Source organism: Acidovorax sp. K2F (assembly GCF_025246485.1).
GTDB lineage: Bacteria > Pseudomonadota > Gammaproteobacteria > Burkholderiales > Burkholderiaceae_C > Acidovorax > Acidovorax delafieldii.
The window spans coordinates 48,053-71,590 of the sequence record NZ_JAOBSQ010000059.1; the positions used below are offsets into that span (position 1 = coordinate 48,053).

Consider the following 23,538-nt stretch of genomic DNA (forward strand, 5'->3'; position numbering starts at 1 on the left):
TCAATGGCCTCCCGCTTTGGAGGCAGCCCCGGCCTTGCGACCGGCGCCAAACCAGGTCCAGGGGCGGAACAGACGGTCACGCCCGACCAGTACCAGCACCACCAGGAACAAGCCCACCCAGAAGGTCCAGTACTGCGGTGTGATGGACGAGATCACGTCCTGCAGCAGCTTGAAGCCAATGGCGCCGAGGATGCCGCCGTACAGCCAGCCCACGCCGCCGATCACCAGGATCAGCATCACGTCGGCCGAGCGGTGGAACTCGAACAGGTCGAGCGAGGCAAAGCCCGTGGTCTGCGTGAGCAGTGCGCCCGCGGCACCGGCCAGCGCAGCGGCCAGCGTGTACACCTGCGCCAGCTTGGCCGTCACGGGGATACCGATGGCCATGGCGCGCAGCCGGTTGTCGCGGATGGCCTTGAGCGTGGCACCAAAAGGCGACTGCACGATGCGGCGCGCGATGAGGAAGAACACCAGCAGCACGGTGAGCGAATACCACGCGGCCGTGCGGCCGTACAGGTCAAACTCGAACTGGCCAAGCACCGGCCCCATCATCACGCCCTGCAGGCCGTCGGCGCCACCGGTCAGCCAGTCGAGCTTGTTGGCCAGCTCCAGCATCACCAGTCCCACGCCCAGCGTGACCATGAGGCGGGTGAGATCGGTGCCGCGCATGATGGTGAGCGACGCCACGGCGCCCAGCACGGTGGCCGCGCCAATGCCCACGGCCAGGCCCACCAGCGGGTCGGGCATCACATGCTTGGCAAACAGCGCGGCCGCGTAGCCGCCCAGCCCGAAGAAAGCCGCATGGCCCAGCGAGACGATGCCGGTGTAGCCCAGGATGAGGTCCAGCGAAATCGCGAACAGCGCCACGATGGCGATCTCGTTGATGATGAGTGCGTGGCTCGGCAGCGCCAGCGGCGCGGCAAAGGCCAGCAGCCACAGCACGGGCTCCCACCAGCGAAAGTGCCGGGCCTGCAGCAAGGTGTTTTGCAGGTTTGACATCACTTGCCCCCCTTGCGCACAAAGAGGCCCTGGGGGCGCCAGATGAGGATCAGGATCATGAGGCTGTACACAATGAAGGCGCCCAGCTTGGGGATGTAGTACTTGCCTGCCACGTCGGCAATGCCGAGCAGCAGTGCGGCCAGCAGCGGGCCGGTGATGGACGAGGTGCCGCCCACCGCCACCACGATCAAGAAGTAGATCATGAACTTGAGCGGGAAGCTCGGGTCGAGACCCAGCACCTCCGCGCCCAGCGCACCGCCCAGGCCCGCCAGGCCAGAGCCAAAAGCGAAGGTGGACAAAAACACGATGTTCACGTTGATGCCCATGCCAGCGGCCACGCGCTGGTCGTCCACACTGGCGCGCAGGCGGCTGCCGAAGCGGGTTTTGGTGAGCACATACTGCAGGCCCACGGTGAGCGCAGCGCACACCGCGATGATGAACAGGCGGTAGTGCCCCATGCCCAGCATGAGGGCACCGCTGCCGATCTCGGTACGGCCCTTGAGCCATTCAGGCAGCTGCATGATCTGCTGCGTGGAGCCCACAAAGTAGTCCACGCTGGCCACGGCCATGAACACCAGGCCAATGGAGAACAGCACCTGGTCCAGGTGGGCCTTGTGGTACAGCGGGCGGTACAGCGTGCGCTCCAGCACGCCGCCCAGCAAGGCCGTACCGACAAAGGCGATGGGCAGGCAGACGAGGAAGGGCACATCCAGCCGCTGCATGAGCAGCACGGTGATGTAGCCCCCCGCCATGGCAAAGGCCCCGTGCGCGAGGTTGATGAAGTTCATCAGCCCCATGGTCACGGCCAGGCCGACTGCCAGGATGAACAGCAGCATGCCGTAGGCAACGCCGTCGAAAAGAATGGTCAGCATGAAATCACTTCATTGAAGACAAAAGTGCACCACCCTGCTCAGGGCTGTGGAAGTGCGACGAATCACCAAAGCCGGACGTTCAACCTGCGGCCCCCGGTTTCGACAGGCTCAGCCCGAACGGATCGAGAGGGAGCCTGCCCGTAAATACCGGCGCGGCCCAGACCAGCGGCCGCCGCGCAAGGACCGCCCCGCCACGCTGGCGGCGTCCCCCTGGGGGCTGAGTGCCGCGGCTCCGAGCCTGCCTGCGCAGGCTTGGACGGCAACGAAGAGTGGCCGCATCTGGCGGACACACCGAGCGGGTCGCGGCTCAGGGGGGCTTATTTAGTCTTGCCGGGGTCCTTGACGTCCTTGATCACGTCGAACTCCACGTTGTACAGCTGGCCGTTCACGCGCTCCACCTTGCGCAGGTACACGTCCTGCACGATGTCGCGGGTCTGCGCATCGATGAACACCTTGCCGCGCGGGCTTTCGAAGATCTGGCCCTTCATGGCGGCCAGCAGGGCGTCACCGCCGCCGGCACCCTTGGTGGTCTTGAGCGCTTCATAGATCACGCGCATGCCGTCATAGCCGCCCACGGCCATGAAGTTGGGACGCAGGCCCTTGTTGGCCTTCTCGAAGGCTTCCACGAACTTCTTGTTCATGGGCGAGGGGTGCGCAGCCGAGTAGTGGTGCGAGGTGACCACGCCCAGCGCGCCATCGCCCATGTCGTTGAGTTGATCGTCGTCCGTCACGTCGCCGGTGCCGATGAGCTTGATGCCGGCCTTGTCCATACCGCGCTCCAGGAACTGCTTCATCACCGCAGCGCCCGCGCCCGAGGGCACAAAGACAAACAGCGCGTCGGGCTTGGCGTCGCGCACCTTCTGCAGGAAGGGAGCGAAGTCGGGGTTGCGCAGCGGCACGCGCAGGGCTTCGGTCACCTGGCCGCCGTTGAACGTGAGGCGCTGGTTGAAGAACTTTTCGGCGTCGATGCCGGGGCCGTAGTCGCTCACCAGGGTCACGACCTTCTTGATGCCGTTCTTGGGTGCCCAGTCGGCCAGGGCCACCGACACTTGCGGCAGCGTGAAGCTGGTACGCACCACATAGGGCGAGGCCTCGGTGATGCTGGACGTGGCGGCAGCCATCACCACCAGGGGGGTCTTGGACTGCGTGGCCAGCGGGGCGGTGGCCATGGCCGAGGGCGTGATGCCCATGCCGGCGAGCACGTTGACCTTTTCGTTGACGACCAGCTCCTGGGCCAGGCGGCGGGTCACATCAGGAAGACTGGTGTCGTCCTTGATGATGAGCTGCACCTTCTTGCCACCCACCATGTCGCCGTTCTGGGCCATGTACAGACGCGCCGCGGCTTCGATCTGCCGGCCGGTGGTGGCTTGCTGGCCGGTCATGGGCAGAACCAGGCCGATCTTGAACACGTTGTCCTGCGCCACGGCGGGCAACACGGTCAGGCCGGTGGACAGCGCGATGGCGGCGGCAGCCGAGGCACGAAGAAGGTGGCGTTTTTGCATCGTTGTCTCCTGTGGAAAGTCGTTGTATACAGAAAATGCTTGCGGGAGTTTGGCGTGGGCTGGGTTATTTCACAAGCGCAAATTCAAGCATTCAGGTATCGCCAAATGCAATAACCCAAGGAGCCCCGGACGCCTGCACCGGCCGTTATGCCCGCTCGCGGATCAGCTGTACACCGGGCAAGCCCTGCACCTGCGACGCCTGCACCGCCGCCAGCAGGTTGCGCCGGGTGATGCGCGAGTGCTCTCGCAGGATGGCCTCGGCCCGTGCCCCCTCGCGCCGCTCGATGGCGTCCAGCGCCTGGCGGTGCTGGTCTTGCGCCACCACCAGCATGTCGCGCGCCTGGGTCGAATGCGTCTGCACCACCACAAACGCAGAGGGCGACGCAAACGGCAGGCCCTTGACACGGTCCAGCTCCCGCGCCACCACATCGCTGCCCACCATGCGGCTGAGCAGCAGGTGAAACCGTGCATTCAGCTCCACATAGCGCGAAAAACCTTCGTCATCCAGCGTGGGCGGGGCCAGGGCACTGTCGATGGCGTCCAGGCAGGCATGGGCCTCGGCCAGCAGGGCGGGGGCTACGCCCCGCTCGGCCGCCAAGCGCGCGGCCAACCCTTCCATGGTGCCGCGCAGTTCAATGGCGTCGGCCACATCGGTTTCAGAGAACGTGCGCACGGCGTAGCCGCCACCGGGCAGGCGGTGCAGCAGGCCCTCCTGCTCCAGCCGCATCAGCGCGGCGCGAATGGGCGTGCGCGATACCCCCAGCTTCTCGACGAGGGTCAGCTCGGCAATGCGGGCGCCGCCGGGCAGCTCGCCCGCCAGGATCATCTCGCGCAGGCGCAATTGCGCCTTGACGGCCTGCGAGGTACCTGCCTCGGCGGCCTCGGCCGGCAGGGCAATGGTCAGGGGTTCGGGAGGGTTCATGGCAATAGTGAGCGACGCGACCAGCGAGGGGGAGGGAGTCAGTCAGCGCAATGTATACACAAACCATAACAACATCCACTCAAAAACACTTCAGCACATTACAAAACAACAAGTTAGAAGATATTCCAGAGTGCAATAGCTGCTTTACGTCTTTACTATGTATACATAAACCCACCTTTTTCGCACAATCGCCCCACCTAACCTGCGATCTGCGAGCGGGCTGTATACCAAGCCTGCAACGACACCATCCACCCACGGAGAGAGACAACCATGTATCCCAAGAACGCCTGGTACGTAGCCTGCACGCCCGACGAGATCGCGGACAAGCCCCTGGGCCGCACCATCTGCAGCGAGAAGATCGTGTTCTACCGCCCCGCGCCCGACCAGGTCGCCGCGCTGGACGACTTCTGCCCCCACCGGGGCGCCCCGCTGTCGCTGGGCACGGTGTGTGAAGGCCACCTGCAATGCGGCTACCACGGCCTGCGGGTGGAATGCACGGGCAAGTCGGTGTCCATGCCCGGCCAGCGCGTGCAGGGGTTCCCCAAGGCGCGCAGCTTTCCGGTGGTGGAGCGCTATGGCTTCATCTGGGTGTGGCCCGGCGACGCCGACAAGGCCGACCCCGCCACCATCCACCACCTGCCCTGGGCCAACAACCCTGAATGGGCTTACGGCGGCGGGCTGTACCACATCGCCTGCGACTACCGCCTGATGATCGACAACCTGATGGACCTGACGCACGAGACCTATGTGCACTCCACCAGCATCGGCCAGAAGGAAATCGACGAGGTGCCCTGCAAGACCCGCGTGGAGGGCGACGAGGTGATCACCAGCCGCTTCATGGAAGGCATTGAAGCCCCCCCGTTCTGGAAGATGGCGCTACGCATGAACGGCCTGCCCGATGACCAGCTGGTGGACCGCTGGCAGATCTGCCACTTCACGCCCCCCAGCCACGTGCTGATCGAGGTGGGCGTGGCCCTGGCCGGCAACGGCGGCTACAACGCACCGGCCGACAAGAAGGCATCGAGCATCGTGGTGGACTTCATCACGCCCGAGACCGAAACCTCGATCCACTACTTCTGGGGCATGGCGCGCAACTTCAAGCCACAAGACCCGTCGCTCACCACCCAGATCCGCGACGGCCAGGGCAAGATCTTTGCGGAGGACCAGCAGATGCTGGAGCAGCAGCAGGAGAACCTGCTGCGTTACCCCGACCGCAAGCTGCTCATGCTCAACATCGATGCGGGTGGCGTGCAGTCGCGCAAGATTCTGGACCGCCTGCTGGCGGCAGAACGCACACCTGCCGCAGCACAGGCGGTGGCCGCATGACCGCGCAGGAGACCCTGCAGGTCCGCGTCGTCAAGAAGCAGGCCGAAGCCGAGGGCATCGCTAGCTACGAGCTGGCGCGGCTGGACGGCGCCGCACTGCCGCCGTTCAGCGCGGGCTCGCACATCGATGTGCATCTGCCGGGTGGGCTGACGCGGCAGTACTCGCTGTGCAATGCCTCGCACGAGTCGCACCGCTACCGCATCGCCGTGTTGCGTGACCCGGCATCGCGCGGCGGCTCGGTCGCCATGCACGACAGCGTGCACGAGGGCGACGTGATCACCATCAGCACGCCGCGCAACCACTTTGCGCTGCACCCTGCACAGCGCACGCTGCTGCTGGCGGGCGGCATTGGTGTGACGCCATTGCTGTGCATGGCCGACCGGCTGGCGCGCACGGGCGCTGACTTTGCGCTGCACTACTGCACCCGCTCTGCCGAACGCACGGCGTTTGCTGCTGAAATTGCCGCATCGGCCATTGCGCCCCACGCCCACTTTCACTTCGATGCAGGCGCCCCCGAGCAGAAGCTGGACACCGCCGCCGTGCTGGCAGCCCCCGGCCCCGACAAGCGTCTGTACGTGTGTGGCCCGGCAGGCTTCATCGACCATGTGGTGACCACCGCCAAGGCCCTGGGCTGGGCGCAGGACCACATCCACCTGGAATACTTTGGCGCCCCGGCGCAAGACACCTCGGGCGACCAGGGGTTTGAGGTGCGCATTGCCAGCACGGGCAAGGTCTACCCGATTGCGCCCGATGTGTCGGTGGTGGAAGCGCTGCGCAAGGAGGGCATCGACATCCTGACCTCGTGCGAACAAGGCGTGTGTGGCACCTGCCTCACGCGCGTGCTGGAAGGCGAGGTGGACCACCGCGACATGTACCTGACCGACGAAGAAAAGGCGGCCAACGAGCAGTTCATGCCCTGCTGCTCCCGCGCGCGCAGCAAGCTGCTGGTGCTCGACCTGTAGGCGACCCCAACAAAAAGGCGCTGCAACCTTCGGGCTGCAGCGCCTTTTTCATTACTCCTGAATTGATAGCTACCAGCACATGAAAATCATGCGCTAGAAGCCTATTTCACCTCGAATTCACTTCAATCCCGTTCGTCGGCGGCCACACGGATGGTGTCACGGCCATTGCGGTCCTTCACACGGCCCAGGTCAGTGTCGAGGGCGCGGGCCAGTTTGTCGGCCGCGCCGATGAAGGCGTTGGCCATCTTGTCGGCCTCATCAGTCACGGTGATGGGCTGGCGGCCCGTGACGCGCGCTTCGATGCGGCAGCGCTTGTCATTGGCACCGGACTTGCCCGCATCCAGATCGGTGAGGAACACCTCCAGCCGCGTCACATGATCCTGAAAGCGGGACAGCCGGCTCTTGCACTCGTCTGTGATCCAGCGCGCCAGCGAATCGCCGCCGTGGATGTGGTCGTCGGTGTTGACTTGTACTTGCATGGAGAGGGTCCTTCCTGATGAAGTTGCGAAGTCCCCATCATGGCACCTGCATCCATATCCCCGGTGAATACATGTCAAAGGATGTAGAGAGCCTGGTGACGATGTCGCGGGGGATGGTCCACAGGCTCTTACAGTTTGTCGAGCGCCACGGCGGCCTGCCAGGGCGCATCGGCAGGCAACCCCCGCGCTTCATTCACACGCGCCAGCAGGCGGGTAGCGGCCGGGTCTCCGGGCAGCCGCTCCAGCACCGTTGCCAGCTGTGCCTCGGCGCCGGCCCAGTCGCGTGCATGGAAGGCGTTCAACGCGGCCAGGCTGGCATCGCGCACCGCAGCATCCTCGCATGGCGTGAATACGCGCACGGGCTCGGTCTTGCCCTTGACGATCACATCGTCCAGCGCGCGCAACGCCACCGTGGGCGGCAGCTGCGCTGCGGTGGCGGCCGACAGCAGGATGCCGGTGCCAAACGCCTTGTTGGCGCCCTCCAGCCGCGCGGCCAGGTTCACCGCGTCGCCAATGGCCGTGTACGAAAAGCGCTGGTCCGAGCCCACATTGCCCACCACCACACGCCCCGTGTGCAGCCCGATCCGCATGTGGATGGGCGGCAGTCCGCGCGCGCGCAGATCGGCCACCAGCGCCTGCATGGCCTGCTGCATGGCGATGGCGGCGGCCACGGCGTGTTCGGCATGCCGCGGGTCGTCCAGCGGCGCGCCCCAGAAGGCCATCACCGCGTCGCCAATGAACTTGTCCACGGTGCCGCCCGTGGCGTGCACGATCGGCGTCATGGCGTTGAAGTAGCCGGTGAGCACCTCCACCGTTTGCTCGGCACTGAGCTGCTCGGACAGCGTGGTGAAGTTGGCCAGGTCGGTGAACATGAGCGTGACCTCGCGTGCCTCGCCACCCAGGCGCATCAGCTCGGGCTGCGCAATGAGGCGCGAGACCACGGCAGGCGGCACGTACTGCGCAAACATCGCCCGCGTCTGGCGCGCGCGCTGGCGCACCACGGCATAGCCCACCAGCGCAGCCGCCCCATAAATGGCGACTGCCGCCGCCGCAGGCAACAGCGGCGGCCACCACAGGCGCGGGCCGGCAAACAGCCCCCACGACACGGCTCCCATGGCCACCACCAGCGCCGCCGTCAGCGCCGCCGCGCCCGCCGGGTGCAGCCGCCGGCTCGCCCCCAAAAGCACCGGCAGCAGCAGCACGGTGATCACCAGGGTCCACGCGTCCGACACGCTGCGCAGCCCACCGCCGGTGAGATAGTTGTCCAGCAGCGTGGCCTGCAGCTCCACCCCCGGGAAAAGCCGCTCACCGCCCGCCGTGCCAAACGGCGAGTTGAACAGGTCGGCCTGCGAGTGCGCCAGCTCGGTGGCGGTGCGCGCCGAGCGCCCCACCAGCACGATCTTGCCCTTGAAGAAACCTGCAGGCAGCAAACCCGGCTCCAGCGCCTGGTAGTACGAGCGCGTGTCAAACGTGCCGCGCGGGCCCCGGTAGCCGATCCAGTCGAAATGGTGCAGCGCCGGGGTCTGGCCGCGCGCCTCGGTCACGCGCTGGGCCAGCCGCAGCGCAAAGCCTTCGCGCGCGACGGGGGCGCGGCGCACCACGAAGTCGTCGTCCGGCTCGACCCCGGCATCGCCCGCATCAGCGCCAGCGTCCAGAAACCGCTGCAGCGGCTGGATGTCCATCCACAGCGCGGCATTGGCGCTGTCGATCTTCTCGCGGGTGGAGGCCAGCACCACGGGCAAGCCCTGCCCCACCTGGGCCATCGTGCGGTCCAGAGCGGCGTCTTCGGCCTCGGTGGTGGGGTCGGCAAAAACAATGTCCAGCCCCACGGCCAGGGCGCCGTCTGCGCGCAGCCGCTCCAGCAGGGCCGCATGCACGCTGCGCGGAAATGGCCAGGTCTGTTGCAGCTCCTGAAACGTCGGCTCGTCGATCGCAAGAATCACCACCGGCACGGTCGTGCGGTGGGGGGCCGCCAGCGCTGTCAGCACGTCAAAGGTCTTGAACTCCAGCGCATGCCAGGTGCGGCTGAGCGTGGCGGCCCCCACCAGCAGCAGCGCCAGCACACCCGCCGCAAGCGAGAGCCACCGCTGGCGCTGCCGGGCGTGCGGCACCGCCGCCCGATCAGAAGCGATAGCGCGCATCCAGGACATAGCGGGTCTTTTGCCGGTCGGACTTGGGCGCCCACAGGTTCATGGCCGCAACGCCCACCACCCAGCGTTTGTCCTGCGTTTCCCAGAAGCCCATCAGGTCCACGCCCCAGCCCGGCGCGCGGCGCGTGAGGTTCTCCTTGTCCTCAAACCGCTCCGAGCGGTACACCGCGCGCGCGCTCAGGTACAGGCGCTGCGCGCTGGCCCAGGTGGCGCCCAGCGCCACGGTATGGCGCGGAATGTAGGGAATGCGCCCCACCACCTCGGCACCACCATCGAGCATGCGGCTTTCGCTGTGCTGGTACAGGTACTTGGCGTAGCCCGACCAGCGGCGGCTGAACATGTGGTTGACCGTGCCACCCAAGGTCTGCAGCGTGCCGCGCTCAAAACTCGGCGTGTCCTCCAGCAGATCACTGGTGGACAGGTTGACCAGCTGCGCGTTGCGCATCTCTTCGAGGAACGGCAGGCTGGGCGTGCGCAGGTCCACGCCAATCGTGCCAGGGTTGTTCACCCGCAGATGGTCGGCCCGCAGGCCCACGAAGGTGTTGGCACCCACCTCCATGCCCAGCTGTGCCACTGTGCGTTTCTGGCGCCCTCCAGCCTCCACCAGGCGGTCCTCGACAGGGATGCCTGCGGTCTCCACGCTGGCAAGGGTGGAGACGCTGAGAGGCCGCAGCCAGTCCTGATAGGCCACGCGCAGCGTGGTGCCCGCAGCAGGCTGCCACACCGCGCCCAGGCGCGGCGTGACCACGCGCTCGGTGTCCGCGCGGCGGGCCTGGTCTTCGCTCAGGGCATCCAGCCCCACCAGGTAGCTCTGCGTGAGGCCGTCCACGCGGTGGCGGATTTGCTGCAGCCCCAGGGCTGCGTCCAGGCTCAGCGCCGGGTCCAGGCGTTGCGTGGTGGCCAGGGTCAGGCCGGTGTAACGACGGTCAATGCGGTTGTAGCCTGCCAGGACGAGGTAGTCGCGGTACAGGCCCACGTTTGGAATGTCAGCCACCACGGCAGCCTCGCCCGCCAGCAGGTTGTTCTGGCGCTCGCGCACATGCTCCAGCGTCACGCTCCAGCGGCTGCCGGGGGTGGTGTCCACGGTGTGGCGCAGCTGAATGTCGCTGAAGTCCTTGCGCGGGGCACTGCTCACGCCCATGACGGTCAGGAACGGTGGCTCGATGTAGGCCGTGGGGTAGCGCAGCAATTGCAGGTTGTCCACGCTGCGGCCCAGCTTGATCCAGGTTTGCTCCGTCGGTCCCCACCGGTAGGCCATGCCCAGGGCGCCCTGGGTGACGGTGTCGTCCAGCGAAGTCTCCTGCGCGTTCTGGCCGCGCAGGCGCATGCTGAACTGGTTGGCGTAGGCAAACAGGTTGATGCGCTCGGTGGGCTGCATGCCCACCCCAGCGGTGATGGCATGGGCACGCAGGTCTCCCTCGCCCGCACGCATGGCAGGAAGGCGGTTGACCTGCAGGTCGAACGGATAGGCACTCACATCCGCCGTCTGCGCCTTGAAGAACCAGGACACCGGCACATGGCTGTTGTCCAGGCCATTGAGCGTGACCGCTGGCGCACGCATCCGGTAGAACTCGCGGTCCAGCGTCACACCCACCGATCCGTGGCTGCCGGGCTGCTGCAGCAGCGGCGAATAACGCTGGCTGCCCCCAAACGCCATGGGGTCGGTCAGAAAGCCCTGGAACAGCGCCGAGTTCTTGTTGAATTCGCCCGCATAGCGGTCTGCCATGAACAGGTGGCTGCCGCCCCAGTAGGGGTAGAAGCTCTGCTGCGCCATCTCCAGCGCCCAGTCTTCCATGCCAAAGAACGCCAGCGATGACCCCAGGTTCGCACTGCCCTTCTGGTCGTTGGCCACCTGGTTGAGCGACTTGAGATATGGCATGCGCACTACGGCGGCGCGCGCAGCCTCCACCGCTTCGCCGGGCTGGAACAGATCGGTGTGGATCTGTGCCAGCAGCATGTAGGGCACAGGGTCCTTGTCGTCCAGTACGGTCGCCTGTTGCAAGGTGGTCAGCGCATCCTGATGGCGACCCAGCTGGTAGTAGGCCACGGCGGTCCAGGTCTTGGCGCGGGCATAGCGGGGCTCCATCACGCCTGCCCGCAAGAACGCATCCAGCGCGGCATCCGGCTGCCCTTGTTTGAGGTGCAGCAAGCCCTGGCCGGTGAGCGCAACGTAGTCCGCAGGGTTGTCGCCCAGCGCGGTGGCAAAGGCCTGACCCGCCTCGGTGAACTGGTTCACAAAGGTTTCCAGCGTGCCCAGCTCGCCCCAGGCGCCGGGCGATTGCGGCGACAGCTGCAGCGCACGCCGCAGGTTTTCGCGGGCGGGGCGCGGGTCCTCGCGCTCGGCGTGTGCACTGCCCAGGCCTTGCCAGGCACGTGCATCGCCGGGTGCCAGCGTCTGCGCCTCGGCATAGGCCGCCAGCGTGCCGGGCGCATCGCCCCGGCGCCGGGCCAGCTCGGCGCCCACCAGCGCCAGGTCGGCGTGGGCTGTGCCTTGCGCGAGGGCCAGGGTGGCAGCCGCTTCGTCCACCCTGTCGCTCAGGATCTGCACCCGCGCCAGTTGCGCCACGAGCGCCGGATGGGCGGGCCAGCGCTGGAGCGCCGTGCGCAGCGTCCCGGCCGCTGCTGCCCCTTCCCCCTCCATCAGTTGCACGTCGGACTGCATGAGCCACGCGGGCAGCGGCGCGGCGTCCACCGCAGACACCTGCCGCGCCAGCGACCCGCGTGCGGCCAGCAGGTCGCCCGCCTGCAGGGCCACGGCCGCATCAAACACATCCACCCATGCAGGCGCTGCGGTAGTGCGCGCCTGCGCCAGCGCGGCACGGGCTGCCGCGAGGTCGCGCGCCGCCAGGGCATCCCGCACGGGCGCCAGCGCTGCAGGCACGGGCTCTGCCGACAGGTGGGGCACCGGGTCGGCCCGCAGCGCGTTGACCCACTGGATGCGGTCTCGCGGCTGGCTCAGCACCAGCTTGACCGGGGCCTTGCCCACTTCGGCCAGCGCCGCTTCGTTGGCGCCCACCGACACCGAGCCCTGCGCGTTGGAAAACTCCACCGTGCCCGACAGCACGGTGATCAACGTACGGCCATCGTCCTCCACACTGATGTCCCAGTCGGTGCCACGGATCGCAGCGGTCGCGGCCGGTGTCTCCAGGTTCAGGCGGCTGCCGTCGGCACGTTTGGTCTGCGTCCACGCACGGCCGGCGTTGAGCAGCAAGGTGGTCACGGGCTGTGCCGGGGTGGCCACGCCCTTGACCTGCAGCACCGTGTTCTGGTGCAGGCGCAGCTGGGTGTCGTCCGCGAACAGCAGCGCCATCTTGGCGGCCTGGCGCGTGCGCACAAAGTCGCCCTGGGCCAGGGCCTGGGCCAGTCGGGCAGGGCCCCAGTCGGCTGCGGAGGCGGCACGCTGGTCACCTGTGCCTTGCAGGCTGATGATCTCGGCTGCGGCACCGGCGGGCACGGTGGCCTGTGCCACCAGCGGGCAGGCGGCAGCTGTCGCGGCCACCAGCGCAGCCAGGGCGGACAAACGGAATTTTGGATGGGACATTTTTCTGCTTTCGGGGAAGGCGTGCATCGCGCCACCGGGCGCCCCTCCCTGGCACCGGGTGAGCCGAAATTATGGCGATCAGCCCCCCAGATTTCGCCCGCGTCCCGTCGACATGCGGACACATTTCATGAAGAAAGCCACATTTCGTTGCAGGTTGTGGCGCTTTGCGCGCCCCACCAACCCATGGAGGCGACGCGCCGCTCCGCACGGCCCTTTCCTACAGACGCCACAGGGGGTGCGGTGCTACAACTGCAGGAATCACGCGCACAAGCGCTGCCCGGAGCTTTCCCCCATGCCTGCTGCCCCCCGCCTCAAGATTGGCCTGTCCGCCTGCTTTCAACACGCCGACCCCGCCCGCCCGCTGTTCACAGGCAAGACGCTGCAATACGTCGAGCAGTCCATCGCCCACTGGCTGATGTCGGCCGGTGCCATGGTGGTGATGGTGCCCTGCCCCACGGGCGAGACCGCGCGTGGTGACGTGACGCTGGACCACTACGCCGAATGGCTGGACGGCATCGTGATGCACGGCGGCGCCGACGTGTGGCCGGGCAACTATGGCGAGGAGCCCTTGCGCGAGGAGTGGGTGGGTGACCGCGTGCGCGACCTGTACGACCTGGCCGTGGTCAAAGCCTTTGCCCAGGTCGGCAAGCCCATCTTTGGCGTGTGCAGGGGCCTGCAGCTCATCAACGTGGCCTTTGGCGGCGCGCTGTACCAGGACATCGAGACCCAGCACCCTGGCGCGCAGCAGCACCGTAACGCCACCACCTACGACCAGCACTTCCACGACATCCAGATCCTGCCGGACTCGCACCTGGCCAAGCTGTACCCCAACATGCCACGCGCCCGGGTCAACAGCATCCACCACCAGGGCATCAAGCGGGTGGCTCCGGAATTTGTGGTCGAGGCACTGAGCGAACCCGATGGCGTGCCCGAAGCGATTCGCCTCAAACCCGCGCCAGGGCGTGGTTACATCGCGGCCACTCAATGGCACCCGGAGTTCCACAAGCAGGGTTCAGACACGCTGGATGACACGGCCATCCTGAATGACTTTCTGGCGGCGTGCGAACAGGCCAAGGCCCACCCACGGCCGGTACTGCGCCCCGCGCCTTCGTTGCGGGAACGGGCGGCGCGGCGGCTGCGAAAGGCGCTGTCACGGCAGCGCGACTGACCCTGCGGGTCAGGCTCCTTCCACAGGCAACACAGCGGCCAAGACCTCTTGCAGCTGCGCCCGCAGCCAGCGGTGTGCCGCGTCTTGCTGGTAGCGCACATGCCAGATCAGGTACATGGGCAGACTGGGGCAGGCCACGGGCACCGGCACGCCCGCCAGCGCGGCCAACGCGGTGCGCCCCATCAGCGACGGCGCTGTAGTGAGCAGCGAGGTGCCCCGCACAAACGCGGGCAGCGCGGCAAAGCCCGGCACGCGCACCACCAGGCGGCGGCGCACGCCACGTGCTTCCAGTTGCCGGTCCAGTTCCAGCCCCCGGTGCGCCTCATAAGCCACCGTGGCGTGGTCCGCCGCCAGGTACTCCGCCTCTGAGGCCGGAGCGCTGCGCGCGGCCGGGTCATAGAACACGCGGTATTGGTCTTCAAACAGACGCTTCTGCACGATGTCGGTGCCCTCGGGCGGGCGGGGGCTGATGACCAGTTGGCACGCGTCAGACCGCAGCAGTTCGGCGCTGGGCGCGCCGCTGGGCACGATGCGCAGCGTAACGCCCGGTGCAGCGCTGCGCAGGCGCGCGGCCAGCGCGGGCAGCAGCAAATCGCGCTGGAAGTCATTGGCGGCGATGGTCAGCTCGGTCTGCCAAGCGCGCGGGTCAAAGTAGGCCCCTTGGGCAAACAACTGCATCTGGTGCAGCATGTCGCGCGCGGGCTGGGCCAGGGCCTCGGCGCGTGCGGTGGGCACGATGCCACGCCCGCGCTTCACAAACAGCGGGTCGCCGGTAATGGCGCGCAGCTTGTCGAGCAGGTGGCTCACGGCCGACTGGGTGACGCCCAGGCGATTAGCCGCCGCCGTGATGCTGCCCGTCTCCAGCACGGCCAGCAGCAGCTTCAGCAGGTGTCCGTCCAGCGCTGATCCATCGAAATTGCTCATACATTCGATGATGTTTTGAGGCTTCATCTTTGGCAATGGCGTCGCGACACTGCGGGCTGACTTACATCAAGCCCCGGAGACTTCCATGCCTTCCAAACTGCCCCCGATCCCCGGCACCACGCCGTTCGATGGCGACCAGGCCCGCAAGGGCTATGCGCTGAACAAGATGTGCTTCTCGTTCAACAACGAGGTCAACCGCAAGGCCTTTCTGGCCGACGAAGAGGCGTACATGAAGAAGTACGGCCTGAACGAACAGCAGGCCGCCGCCATCCGCGCCAAGAACGTGCTGCAGCTGATTGCCGCGGGCGGCAACGCCTATTACCTGGCCAAGTTCGCGGGCATCTTCAAGCTGGACATGCAGGACATCGGCGCGCAGCAGACGGGCATGACCAAAGACGAATTCAAGGCCATGCTGGTCGCAGCGGGCAAATAAGGAGACATCACATGGCACAACTCATCGGCGGCCTCGGCACCTCGCACATCCCGGCCATTGGCAACGCCATCCACAAGGGCCTGCAGAACGATCCGTACTGGAAGCCCTTCTTCGACGGCTTTCCACCCATCCGCCAGTGGCTGGGCGAGAAGCAGCCCGACGTGGTGGTGATGTTCTACAACGACCACGGCCTGAACTTCTTTCTCGACAAGATGCCCACCTTTGCCGTGGGCGCAGCGGCCCAGTACAACAATGCCGACGAGGGCTGGGGCATCCCCACGCAGCCGCCCTTCCCGGGCGAGGTGGACCTGTCGTGGCACCTCATCAACACGCTGGTCGACCAGGAATTTGACGTGACCACCTGCCAGGAGATGCTGGTGGACCACGCCTGCACGCTGCCGCTCAAGCTCTTCTGGCCCGAAGGCGATTGCCCGGTGACGGTGGTGCCGGTGTGCATCAACACCGTGCAGTTTCCGCTGCCATCGGCCAAGCGCTGCTACGCGTTGGGCAAGGCCGTGGGGCAGGCGATCCAGAGCTGGGACAACAACAAGAAGGTGGCAGTAATTGCGTCAGGAGGCCTCAGCCACCAGCTCGATGGCGAGCGCGCGGGCTTCATCAACAAGGCGTTTGACCTGCAGTTCATCGAGAGCCTGACCACCAACCCCGAATGGGCCACGCAGTTCAGCGTGCACGAGCTGGTGGAAAAGACCGGCACCCAGGGCGTGGAACTGCTGATGTGGCTGGCCATGCGCGGGGCGCTGTCCACCGCCAGCGCGGGGGTGCGGCGGGTGCACAGCAACTATCACATCCCCATTTCGAACACGGCCACGGCGGTGATGGCCCTCGAAACGGTGTAATCCAGCAATTTTCAGGTGATTTTGGCTGCAAGCGCATGATTTTCAAGCGCTTGCAGCTATTAAATCAGGAGCATATTACCGCTATCGCTTGACCCCAGGCTGGCGTCAGACAATCAAAATACTGTAAATTCATACAGTGAATTTACAGTCCAAACTCGCCATCCTGGCCGACGCCGCCAAGTACGACGCCTCGTGTGCATCGAGCGGCGCTGCGCCGCGCAACTCCGTGGGCGGGCACGGCATGGGGTCCACCGAGGGCATGGGCATCTGCCACAGCTATGCGCCGGACGGGCGCTGCATCTCGCTGCTCAAGATTCTGCTCACCAACTTCTGCCAGTACGACTGCCTGTACTGCGTGAACCGTGTCACCAGCAACGTGCCCCGGGCGCGCTTCACGGTCGATGAGGTGGTGCGGCTCACGCTGGACTTTTATCGTCGCAATTGCATCGAGGGACTGTTCCTGTCCAGCGGCATCATCCAGAGCCCCGACTACACCATGGAACAGGTGGTGGAGGTGGCGCGCGTGCTGCGCGAAGAGCACGACTTTCGCGGCTACATCCACTTGAAAACCATTCCCGACGCATCGCCCGAGCTGATGCAGCGCGCAGGCCGCTATGCGGACCGCCTGTCCATCAACATCGAGCTGCCCACGGCCGAAGGCCTCACGGCCCTGGCGCCAGAAAAAGACAGCGCCGCCATCGATCGCTCCATGGCCCGCATGGCGGTGCACATTGGAGAATCCCGCGCCGCGCGCAAGGAGCAGGCTGCACTGCCCATCGTGTCCATGCCGCAGTCGCGCACCACACGCCGCGCCAGCGTGCCGCACTTTGCGCCCGGCGGGCAGAGCACGCAGATGATCGTGGGGGCGGATACGACCAACGACCGCACCATCCTCGCCACCAGCGCGCGGCTGTACGGTGTGCACCGGCTGCGGCGCGTGTACTACTCGGCCTTCAGCCCCATCCCCGACGCCGCCCGCGCCCTGCCGCTGGCCGCGCCACCCACGGTGCGTGAGCATCGGCTGTACCAGGCCGACTGGCTGATGCGCTTTTATGGCTTCACCCACGACGAGATCGTGCCGACATCTCAGCAGGGCATGCTGGCGCTGGACATGGACCCCAAGCTGGCCTGGGCCCTGGCGCACCGCGAGCGCTTTCCGGTCAACCTCAACACTGCCCCGCGCGAACTGCTGCTGCGCGTGCCCGGGTTTGGTGTGCAGACGGTGGATCGCCTGCTGGCCGCGCGCCGCGTGCGCCGCCTGCGGCATGCGGACCTGGCGCGGCTGCATGTGCCGCTCAGGAAAGTGCTGCCCTTTGTGGAGGCGGCCGACTACCGCCCCGGCCGTGCGCTGGACGCTGCCGACCTCGCCGCGCAGTTGACGCCGCCGCCGGTGCAGCGCAGCCTGTTCTGAGCTGGAGAGGCCCGCATGCAGCGCCACACCATCACGCTGGACCACGCCACCGACTGGCCCGGTTTTCGCCAAGCGGCACGCGCCCTGGTGCAAGCCAACGTGCCTCCGCAGGCTGTGGACTGGCGCTGCCTGGCGGATGCCGCTGAAGACCTGTTCGCGCCCGAGCCTGCTGCCAGCCACACCTTGCCCAGCCCTGCCCCCGATGCGCCGCCGCTGCGCGTACCGCCCGACTTTGTGCACCTGTGCGAGCAGCTCATCCTGCACCGCGACCCGGGCCGCTTAGCGCTGATGTACCGCCTGCTGTGGCGCATGGCGCAGGGCGGCCATGAAGCCGACAGCGCGCGGCACGACCCGCTGGACGCCGACCGCATGTTGGCCCACCACATGGTCCGCAGCGTGCGGCGGGACATCCACAAGATGCACGCCTTTGTGCGCTTCCGGCCTGTGGTGGAACCCGATGGCCAGACCCTGCACATGGCCTGGTTCGAGCCCGACCACTACATCACCGTGGCCAACGCGGGCTTCTTCATCCGCCGCTTCACGCAGATGCGCTGGGCCATCCTCACGCCCGACGCCAGCGTGCGCTGGGACGGCGAGCAGCTGCACACCGGCCCCGGCGCGCAGCGCAGCGACGCGCCGCCGCCCGATGCGGGCGAGGCGCTTTGGCTCACCTACTACCGCCACATCTTCAACCCCGCGCGGCTCAAGCTCAACATGATGAAAAAGGAGATGCCTACGCGCTACTGGCACAACCTGCCCGAGGCCGCGCTCATCACCGAGCTGGCGCAGACAGCACACGAGCGCAGCGCCAAGATGGTGGAGGCCGAGGCCACCGTGCCGCGTAGGCGCATCGCGGGGACAACAACACCCCGTGCGCGGCCCGCTGGTGGTGCCCCACTCAGTCCAGCGCCGCCTCACGCATCACCCGGAACTGAGGGGCTGACACCGGCGACGTCCAGCGCCATGGCAGCACCTGCGGCCGCCACAGGGCGCGCAACACCGTGAGGCGCAGCACACGCTGTGCGCCGGGCCAGGCAGCACGCGCTGCGCGGTCCCACAGCACCTCGGCCTGTGCGGCAATGTGCAGCAAACCGCCCTCTTCATAGTCCACCACCAGCAAGCCTGCCAGCGGGTGCAGCGCAAGGTTGCCCAGGGTGTTGAAGAACTGGTTGCCAGGGTAGTCCGGCAGGCTCAGCACCACGCCGGCCTCCGTGTGCGCCACCTGCACAAAGCCCGGCTCGCCGCCCCGGTGCGATACATCCACGCCTTCGCTGTGCCCGGCACCAGGGCGTGGCGCCGAGGCACTGGCAATGAACAGGGTGTCGGCACGCTGCACACGCGCGATGGCGTCGGCGTCCAATCCGGCCCCCAGCCACTGCACCGGGCCCGGAGCGACCAGCGCAGCACGCAGGCCAGGCTGCCGCGCCTGGATGTATTTGGGGCAGTTGCCAAAGCTCTGCACCACCTGCACGCCCAGGCCGGTATCGCCAAACGCTGCTACCCGCCCGTTCATGCGGTTGCGCCGCCGCGTGTGCGGCTCCAGCCCCAGCACGCCCACGGCCGCGCCTGGCGCCAGGTGTGCGAGCACCGGGTCCTTGGAATCCGGCGCGGTCGCGATCTGCATGCGCTGCGCATCGGGGGTGTGCACAAACCCGGGCGGTCCGGCAAGCATCGTGGCCCACGGCTGGCCTTGCTCATCCAACGTCCCCAGCAGCAAGGTGGGCAGCTTTTCAAACAGCTCGCGGTGCTGGTCGGGCATGTGGTCGCGCAACACCATGGCACCCACGGCCGCCATGCGCTCGCGCACGCCCACGCGCGCCTGCAAGGCCTGCTCACCGGGGTGGAATGCCTCGGGCGGCACCGGCACCCCAACCGATGCAGCGGGCACGGTGGCTGTCATGCCGCCACCTGCTCGGCAGCGGGCAGTTGGTCGGCCAGCACCGGATAGCCCGGCAAGGCCTGCATGCGCGCCACCCAGGCCGCAATGCGCGGGTAGGCATCCAGCGGCAGCCCTGCCAGGTGGGCCTGCGAGGTGTAGCTGACCATGGCCACATCGGCCAGGCTGGGCGCTGAGCCCCCGAGCAACCAGGCCCGCCCCTGCAGTTCGTCCTCCATGAAGGCGAGCAGGCGCTTGCCGGTGGCCTGCGCCACCTCGTTCACGGCACGGCCCGTCAACGTCGCAAAGCGCGGCCCCCCAATGCCCGGCGCCAGAAAGCCCGCCGCCAGGCTGAACCAGCGCTGCAGCTGCGCCTGCCCCACGGCGTCTTGTGGCAGCCAGGCACTGCCGGGGGCGTAGCGCTGCACCAGATACACCAGGATGCCATTGCTGTCGCTCAGCACCTGGCCCGCGTCCACCAGCACGGGCACCTGGCCCAGCGGGTTGAGTGCCAGAAACTCCGCGCGCTGGTGTTCGCCGCGCAGCAGATTTACATCAATCAGTTCATAGGGCAAGCCGAGCAGGGACAGCATCAGCTCCACGCGATGGCAATGGCCCGAGATGGGCATGCGGTACAGCTGGAGCGGGGTGGAGGGGAACATGGTGAAGCCTCGTCGGGTGTGAGTGAAAAGATGGCTCGACGATATCTATTGCAAGCTGCGATGTGAATAACCAATCACCGCTTTTCATAATTGCGATATCCGCAATAATGGGTTGCATGGACTATCTCGACACCCTGCGCTGTTTTGTGGCCGTAGCGGACGCTGGCGGCTTTGCCGTGGCGGGCCGGCGGCTGGGCTGCTCCGCCACGGCTGTCACGCGCGCCATTGCGGCGCTGGAGGCGCGGCTGGGTGTGCTGCTGTTCCAGCGCAGCACGCGCATGGTGCGCTTGACCGAGGCGGGCGAGCGCTTCTTGCACGACTGCCGTCCCCTCCTGAACGACCTGCACGAGGCCGAGCAGGCCGCCAGCGGTGCACAGGCCGAGGCCCAGGGGCTGCTGTCCATCACGGCACCGCAGATGTTCGGCATCCAGCATGTGGCGCCCATCGTGCAGGGCTTTTTGCAGGCCCAGCCGCGCGTGCAGGTGCGCACGCTGTTCGTCAACCGCCTGGTGCACTTGCTCGATGAAGGCATGGACGTGGCCATCCGCATCGCGCACCTGCCTGACTCCGGCCTCACTGCCGTGCAGGTGGGTGCGCTGCGCCGCCTGGTGGTGGCGTCTCCCGCCTACCTGGCGCAACACGGCAAGCCACGCCACCCGGCCGACCTGAGCAGCCACCGGGCCATCGGCTTCGCCTTTGATGCACGCACGCCAGCGCCCTGGAAGTTTCGCGATGGCGCCACCGGCCAGCCGCAATTCACATGGATCAGCAACAGCAACGAGGTGGACATTGCCGCCGCAGAGGCAGGCATCGGCCTGACCCGCTGCCTCGCCTACCAGGCCGCAGCCAGCCTGCGCGCAGGGCGCTTGCGCATCGTGCTGGCCGACCACGAACTGCCACCCGTGCCCGTGCACATCGTGTACCCCGCAGGCCGACGGGCCCCGGCGAAAGTGCGCGCCTTTGTGGAATGGGCACGCGAGCGCTTGACCAAGGAGCCGGTGCTGAACGGGCGCGGTCTGGGGCGCGGTAACGCCTTGTTGCCAATGACTTCGTAACCTGTCATCGCAACGCCTCCGAGCGCCGTTGCATAGCTAAGTCCGACGCTGTGTCGGGCGGTTATCCGATCTGAAAGGATTTCTCATGAACAAGCTCCTCGCTGCCCTGCTCGCCGGTTTCTTTGTGACCGCATCGTTTGCCCAAGCCCCTGCGGCCCCCGCAACGCCAGCAACCCCCGCGAAGGCCGCGGCGCCTGCGACCCCTGCCACATCGGCCATGCCTGCCACCCCAGCGACTCCAGCCACGCCCGCCACACCAGCGGTCAAAGCCGAAGCCAAGCCCGCAGTAACGCCGACCGCCACCGCGTCGGCCCCTGCAGAAAAGAAGGCAGACAAGAAGGCGAAGGCCAAGAAGACCAAGGCAACGGCAGAGAAAAAAGCCGACGCTGCCAAGCCTGAAGCGGCCAAGTAATTCACAACGCTTCACCCAACAAAAAAGCCCGCAATGCGGGCTTTTTTGTGCCTGGATATCCGCTACCGGACGCCAGCGCAGATGGCTGGTTCACCAAGGTCTGAGGGCGTCACCAGCCCCAGGCTGGCGAGCAACCATCAATGGTGGTGGCCGTGCGCACCATGCACATGGCGGTGCGCAACTTCTTCGGGGCTGGCAGCGCGCACTTCAGTGACCTTGCAGCTGAAGGTCAACGCCTGCCCTGCCAGCGGGTGGTTGCCGTCCAGGTGCACTTCGGGGCCCTTGATCTTGACCACGTTGAACACGGCGGGCTGGCCGTCGTTGCCCACGCCTTGCAGCTGGCCGCCGACCTTCACGCCGGGTGGGAACTCGCTTTTGGGAATGGTGCGCACCAGGCTTTCATCGCGCGCGCCGAAGGCGTCTTCCACCGCCAGCTGCAGCGTGGTGCTGAAGCCCACGGCCTGGCCATCGAGTGCGGCCTCGACCTTGGGGAAGATGTTTTCGTAGCCACCGTGCAGGTACGACAGGTGCCCCGCATCCAGCGGCTTGCCCTGGGGGGTGGTGACCTTGTAGGTGATGGTGACGGCGGAGTCTTTGGTGATGGTGGTAGCCATGGTGGTGCTTGCGCTTTCAGGCGGTGAAGAGTCGGCGCGGGGCTGGCAGGGGTATGCCACCAGCCGCCGCACAGGTCAGAACGAAACCCCGGATTGTCCACGAGGCGCCGGACGGCTGCCGCAGCGCCCCGTGAAAGCTTGTCAGGGCCTGGTGAACAAACCTATGCGCCCGCCGGGGCCTCGGCCGGGCGCTCTTCCTCCGTCTGGCCCGGGTAGCGCGCAAAACGCCGCGCTTCGGTGCCGTGCACCGGGTCCTGGTCGGGCCAGGGCCAGCCGCCGAACTGGGTACGGCGGTAGTCGTTCATGGCCTGCATGATCTCGGCCTGTGTGTTCATCACAAACGGGCCGTACTGCGCCACGGGCTCGGCGATGGGCTGGCCTTGCAGCAGCAGGCATTCCAGCGGCGTGGCGCCGGTGTTGGTCAGCTGCCAGTCCTGCCCGGCCACCAGCTCCAGCGCGGCGTGCTGGCCCACGTCCTGCGGGCCCACGCGCAGGCTGTCGCCCACAAAAAAGTACAGCATGCGGCGCGTGCCCTGACCGCGCGCGGCGGGCAGCGTCCACTGCGCGCCGGGGTCCATGCGCAGCGTCCAGATCGCCACATCGCCCTCGGGCTGCGAAGCCCAGGACTCGGGTGGCGGCGCCAGCGGCGCGGGCGCGCCGGGCAGGGCGCCCGCCACCACCGTCACCGTGGTGGCGCGACCTGCATCGTCGTGGTGGACCAGGCGCGGAATGCGCTCGTTCCACAGCATGGTGAAGTGCGGCTCCACCATCTTGTTCTTCGCGGGCAGGTTCAGCCAGATCTGGAACAGCTCCAGCGGGTTGGGCTCGGTGGCGTTGAGCAAGGGGAACATCTCCGAATGCACGATGCCCTTGCCCGCCGTGACCCACTGCACATCGCCCCCGCCAAAGCGCGCGGCGGCGCCCAGCGAGTCGGAATGGTCGATGAGGCCCTTGCGCACGAGGGTGACGGTTTCAAAGCCCCGGTGCGGGTGGCCCGGAAAGCCGGGCACGGTGTCGCCGTGGTACATGCTCCAGCCATCCTTGCGGCTGAAGTCGCTGCCGATCTGGCGGCCCTCCAGCGACACGGCCGGCGCAAACGCGCCGTTGCCTGCGGGGTAGGCGTCGTCATGATGGGCGCAGAACAGGAACGGGTCCATCGTGGGCCACAGCGGACCCAGCGCCTGGGCCTGCACGACGGGCAGGCTGGCGGCAGACGAAGACACGGTGGGGGAGGACGACATCAAGGACTCCTTGGGTTTGCGCCACCGGCTATCGGGCAGCACGCCTGCCAAAGATAAGGCCAGCGGCCGCTTTCAGAAGTGCGCTGGGTGGAACAGTGCGGTGCGGCATACAGGACAGTGCCGCACAGCGTGCGC

The 23,538-nt window shown here is 67.0% G+C and carries 21 protein-coding genes; 9 read left to right on the forward strand and 12 right to left on the reverse strand.

The annotated features are described in order from the left end of the window. From N4G42_RS23020 to N4G42_RS23035, 4 genes are all read right to left on the reverse strand, one after another. Entirely contained in the window at positions 1-996 is a 996-nt protein-coding gene (locus N4G42_RS23020; RefSeq protein ID WP_260668852.1) for a branched-chain amino acid ABC transporter permease, read from the reverse strand. Further along, positions 996-1,868 carry a branched-chain amino acid ABC transporter permease gene (locus N4G42_RS23025; protein ID WP_060984885.1) on the reverse strand — a complete coding sequence of 291 codons (873 nt, stop codon included), beginning with the start codon at positions 1,866-1,868 and terminating at the stop codon, positions 996-998. Before N4G42_RS23025 ends, N4G42_RS23020 begins: the two co-directional genes overlap by 1 nt. A 317-nt stretch (positions 1,869-2,185) precedes the next feature. Next, positions 2,186-3,370, reverse strand: coding sequence for an ABC transporter substrate-binding protein (locus N4G42_RS23030; protein WP_056067970.1), 1,185 nt, complete (start codon positions 3,368-3,370; stop codon positions 2,186-2,188). A gap of 145 nt (positions 3,371-3,515) precedes the next feature. Continuing rightward, entirely contained in the window at positions 3,516-4,292 is a 777-nt protein-coding gene (locus tag N4G42_RS23035; protein ID WP_260668853.1) for a GntR family transcriptional regulator, read from the reverse strand. 270 nt (positions 4,293-4,562) lie between these two features. On the opposite strand from N4G42_RS23035, the gene N4G42_RS23040 reads away from it, so the two are divergent. Then, positions 4,563-5,618 carry an aromatic ring-hydroxylating oxygenase subunit alpha gene (locus tag N4G42_RS23040; RefSeq protein ID WP_260668854.1) on the forward strand — a complete coding sequence of 352 codons (1,056 nt, stop codon included), beginning with the start codon at positions 4,563-4,565 and terminating at the stop codon, positions 5,616-5,618. Continuing rightward, positions 5,615-6,580, forward strand: a complete 966-nt coding sequence (locus tag N4G42_RS23045; RefSeq protein WP_146870642.1) for a PDR/VanB family oxidoreductase — start codon at positions 5,615-5,617, stop codon at positions 6,578-6,580. Before N4G42_RS23040 ends, N4G42_RS23045 begins: the two co-directional genes overlap by 4 nt. Before the next feature lie 122 nt (positions 6,581-6,702). Here N4G42_RS23045 and N4G42_RS23050 read toward each other — a convergent pair whose 3' ends face one another. The 3 genes from N4G42_RS23050 to N4G42_RS23060 form a co-directional block, all read right to left on the reverse strand. Continuing rightward, a complete protein-coding gene (locus N4G42_RS23050) occupies positions 6,703-7,059 on the reverse strand; it encodes an HPF/RaiA family ribosome-associated protein (RefSeq protein WP_056742968.1) in 357 nt (118 codons plus the stop codon). A 128-nt stretch (positions 7,060-7,187) separates the two neighbouring features. Continuing rightward, complete coding sequence (locus N4G42_RS23055; protein ID WP_260668855.1) at positions 7,188-9,209, reverse strand: adenylate/guanylate cyclase domain-containing protein; 2,022 nt, start codon at positions 9,207-9,209, stop codon at positions 7,188-7,190. Beyond that, positions 9,181-12,750 carry a TonB-dependent receptor domain-containing protein gene (locus tag N4G42_RS23060; protein WP_260668856.1) on the reverse strand — a complete coding sequence of 1,190 codons (3,570 nt, stop codon included), beginning with the start codon at positions 12,748-12,750 and terminating at the stop codon, positions 9,181-9,183. The genes N4G42_RS23055 and N4G42_RS23060 overlap by 29 nt, the downstream gene beginning before the upstream one ends. A gap of 292 nt (positions 12,751-13,042) precedes the next feature. Between N4G42_RS23060 and N4G42_RS23065 the strand changes: the two genes are divergently transcribed. Then, positions 13,043-13,918: a gamma-glutamyl-gamma-aminobutyrate hydrolase family protein gene (locus N4G42_RS23065; protein WP_260668857.1), complete on the forward strand. Its 876-nt coding sequence runs from the start codon at positions 13,043-13,045 to the stop codon at positions 13,916-13,918. Between the two features lie 9 nt (positions 13,919-13,927). On the opposite strand, the gene N4G42_RS23070 is transcribed toward N4G42_RS23065, so the two are convergent. After that, on the reverse strand, positions 13,928-14,851 hold the full coding sequence (locus tag N4G42_RS23070) for a LysR family transcriptional regulator (protein ID WP_260668941.1): 924 nt from the start codon (positions 14,849-14,851) through the stop codon (positions 13,928-13,930). A gap of 76 nt (positions 14,852-14,927) precedes the next feature. On the opposite strand from N4G42_RS23070, the gene N4G42_RS23075 reads away from it, so the two are divergent. The 4 genes from N4G42_RS23075 to N4G42_RS23090 all read left to right on the forward strand — a co-directional run bounded on the left by N4G42_RS23075 (position 14,928) and on the right by N4G42_RS23090 (position 18,548). Further along, the gene (locus tag N4G42_RS23075; protein WP_260668858.1) at positions 14,928-15,275 is read left to right on the forward strand and encodes a protocatechuate 4,5-dioxygenase subunit alpha; all 348 of its coding nucleotides are present in this window, start codon (positions 14,928-14,930) and stop codon (positions 15,273-15,275) included. Between the two features lie 11 nt (positions 15,276-15,286). Beyond that, the gene (locus N4G42_RS23080; protein ID WP_260668859.1) at positions 15,287-16,132 is read left to right on the forward strand and encodes a class III extradiol dioxygenase family protein; all 846 of its coding nucleotides are present in this window, start codon (positions 15,287-15,289) and stop codon (positions 16,130-16,132) included. Between the two features lie 136 nt (positions 16,133-16,268). Then, positions 16,269-17,543 (forward strand): putative DNA modification/repair radical SAM protein, encoded by a 1,275-nt coding sequence (locus tag N4G42_RS23085; protein WP_260668860.1) that lies wholly within the window; start codon positions 16,269-16,271, stop codon positions 17,541-17,543. Positions 17,544-17,558: 15 nt separating this feature from the next. Further along, positions 17,559-18,548, forward strand: coding sequence for a TIGR03915 family putative DNA repair protein (locus tag N4G42_RS23090; protein ID WP_260668861.1), 990 nt, complete (start codon positions 17,559-17,561; stop codon positions 18,546-18,548). Here the strand turns inward: N4G42_RS23090 and N4G42_RS23095 are convergent. Both N4G42_RS23095 and N4G42_RS23100 read right to left on the reverse strand, forming a co-directional pair. After that, positions 18,442-19,443: a pyridoxamine 5'-phosphate oxidase family protein gene (locus N4G42_RS23095; protein ID WP_260668862.1), complete on the reverse strand. Its 1,002-nt coding sequence runs from the start codon at positions 19,441-19,443 to the stop codon at positions 18,442-18,444. The two genes, N4G42_RS23090 and N4G42_RS23095, sit on opposite strands and share 107 nt — an antisense overlap. Next, complete coding sequence (locus N4G42_RS23100; protein WP_121421529.1) at positions 19,440-20,081, reverse strand: glutathione S-transferase family protein; 642 nt, start codon at positions 20,079-20,081, stop codon at positions 19,440-19,442. Before N4G42_RS23100 ends, N4G42_RS23095 begins: the two co-directional genes overlap by 4 nt. A gap of 116 nt (positions 20,082-20,197) precedes the next feature. Between N4G42_RS23100 and N4G42_RS23105 the strand changes: the two genes are divergently transcribed. Together N4G42_RS23105 and N4G42_RS23110 are read left to right on the forward strand one after the other, a co-directional pair. Then, positions 20,198-21,136, forward strand: coding sequence for a LysR family transcriptional regulator (locus N4G42_RS23105; protein WP_260668863.1), 939 nt, complete (start codon positions 20,198-20,200; stop codon positions 21,134-21,136). Between the two features lie 85 nt (positions 21,137-21,221). Then, positions 21,222-21,548 (forward strand): hypothetical protein, encoded by a 327-nt coding sequence (locus tag N4G42_RS23110; RefSeq protein WP_260668864.1) that lies wholly within the window; start codon positions 21,222-21,224, stop codon positions 21,546-21,548. A gap of 137 nt (positions 21,549-21,685) precedes the next feature. On the opposite strand, the gene N4G42_RS23115 is transcribed toward N4G42_RS23110, so the two are convergent. Together N4G42_RS23115 and N4G42_RS23120 are read right to left on the reverse strand one after the other, a co-directional pair. Beyond that, complete coding sequence (locus N4G42_RS23115) at positions 21,686-22,162, reverse strand: peptidylprolyl isomerase (RefSeq protein ID WP_056067938.1); 477 nt, start codon at positions 22,160-22,162, stop codon at positions 21,686-21,688. A 161-nt stretch (positions 22,163-22,323) separates the two neighbouring features. Beyond that, complete coding sequence (locus N4G42_RS23120) at positions 22,324-23,403, reverse strand: pirin family protein (protein ID WP_260668865.1); 1,080 nt, start codon at positions 23,401-23,403, stop codon at positions 22,324-22,326. Positions 23,404-23,538: the final 135 nt, after the last annotated feature.

What these genes read in the sequence shown, in the direction of transcription:
- N4G42_RS23025 (WP_060984885.1), bottom strand. Translation starts at nt 1,868, where the DNA reads ATGCTGACCATTCTTTTCGACGGCGTTGCCTACGGCATGCTGCTGTTC.
- N4G42_RS23050 (WP_056742968.1), bottom strand. Translation starts at nt 7,059, where the DNA reads ATGCAAGTACAAGTCAACACCGACGACCACATCCACGGCGGCGATTCG.
- N4G42_RS23075 (WP_260668858.1), top strand. Translation starts at nt 14,928, where the DNA reads ATGCCTTCCAAACTGCCCCCGATCCCCGGCACCACGCCGTTCGATGGC.
- N4G42_RS23120 (WP_260668865.1), bottom strand. Translation starts at nt 23,403, where the DNA reads ATGTCGTCCTCCCCCACCGTGTCTTCGTCTGCCGCCAGCCTGCCCGTC.
- N4G42_RS23035 (WP_260668853.1), bottom strand. Translation starts at nt 4,292, where the DNA reads ATGAACCCTCCCGAACCCCTGACCATTGCCCTGCCGGCCGAGGCCGCC.
- N4G42_RS23080 (WP_260668859.1), top strand. Translation starts at nt 15,287, where the DNA reads ATGGCACAACTCATCGGCGGCCTCGGCACCTCGCACATCCCGGCCATT.
- N4G42_RS23100 (WP_121421529.1), bottom strand. Translation starts at nt 20,081, where the DNA reads ATGTTCCCCTCCACCCCGCTCCAGCTGTACCGCATGCCCATCTCGGGC.
- N4G42_RS23055 (WP_260668855.1), bottom strand. Translation starts at nt 9,209, where the DNA reads ATGTCCTGGATGCGCGCTATCGCTTCTGATCGGGCGGCGGTGCCGCAC.
- N4G42_RS23030 (WP_056067970.1), bottom strand. Translation starts at nt 3,370, where the DNA reads ATGCAAAAACGCCACCTTCTTCGTGCCTCGGCTGCCGCCGCCATCGCG.
- N4G42_RS23045 (WP_146870642.1), top strand. Translation starts at nt 5,615, where the DNA reads ATGACCGCGCAGGAGACCCTGCAGGTCCGCGTCGTCAAGAAGCAGGCC.
- N4G42_RS23060 (WP_260668856.1), bottom strand. Translation starts at nt 12,750, where the DNA reads ATGTCCCATCCAAAATTCCGTTTGTCCGCCCTGGCTGCGCTGGTGGCC.
- N4G42_RS23095 (WP_260668862.1), bottom strand. Translation starts at nt 19,443, where the DNA reads ATGACAGCCACCGTGCCCGCTGCATCGGTTGGGGTGCCGGTGCCGCCC.
- N4G42_RS23115 (WP_056067938.1), bottom strand. Translation starts at nt 22,162, where the DNA reads ATGGCTACCACCATCACCAAAGACTCCGCCGTCACCATCACCTACAAG.
- N4G42_RS23105 (WP_260668863.1), top strand. Translation starts at nt 20,198, where the DNA reads ATGGACTATCTCGACACCCTGCGCTGTTTTGTGGCCGTAGCGGACGCT.
- N4G42_RS23040 (WP_260668854.1), top strand. Translation starts at nt 4,563, where the DNA reads ATGTATCCCAAGAACGCCTGGTACGTAGCCTGCACGCCCGACGAGATC.
- N4G42_RS23065 (WP_260668857.1), top strand. Translation starts at nt 13,043, where the DNA reads ATGCCTGCTGCCCCCCGCCTCAAGATTGGCCTGTCCGCCTGCTTTCAA.
- N4G42_RS23110 (WP_260668864.1), top strand. Translation starts at nt 21,222, where the DNA reads ATGAACAAGCTCCTCGCTGCCCTGCTCGCCGGTTTCTTTGTGACCGCA.
- N4G42_RS23090 (WP_260668861.1), top strand. Translation starts at nt 17,559, where the DNA reads ATGCAGCGCCACACCATCACGCTGGACCACGCCACCGACTGGCCCGGT.
- N4G42_RS23020 (WP_260668852.1), bottom strand. Translation starts at nt 996, where the DNA reads ATGTCAAACCTGCAAAACACCTTGCTGCAGGCCCGGCACTTTCGCTGG.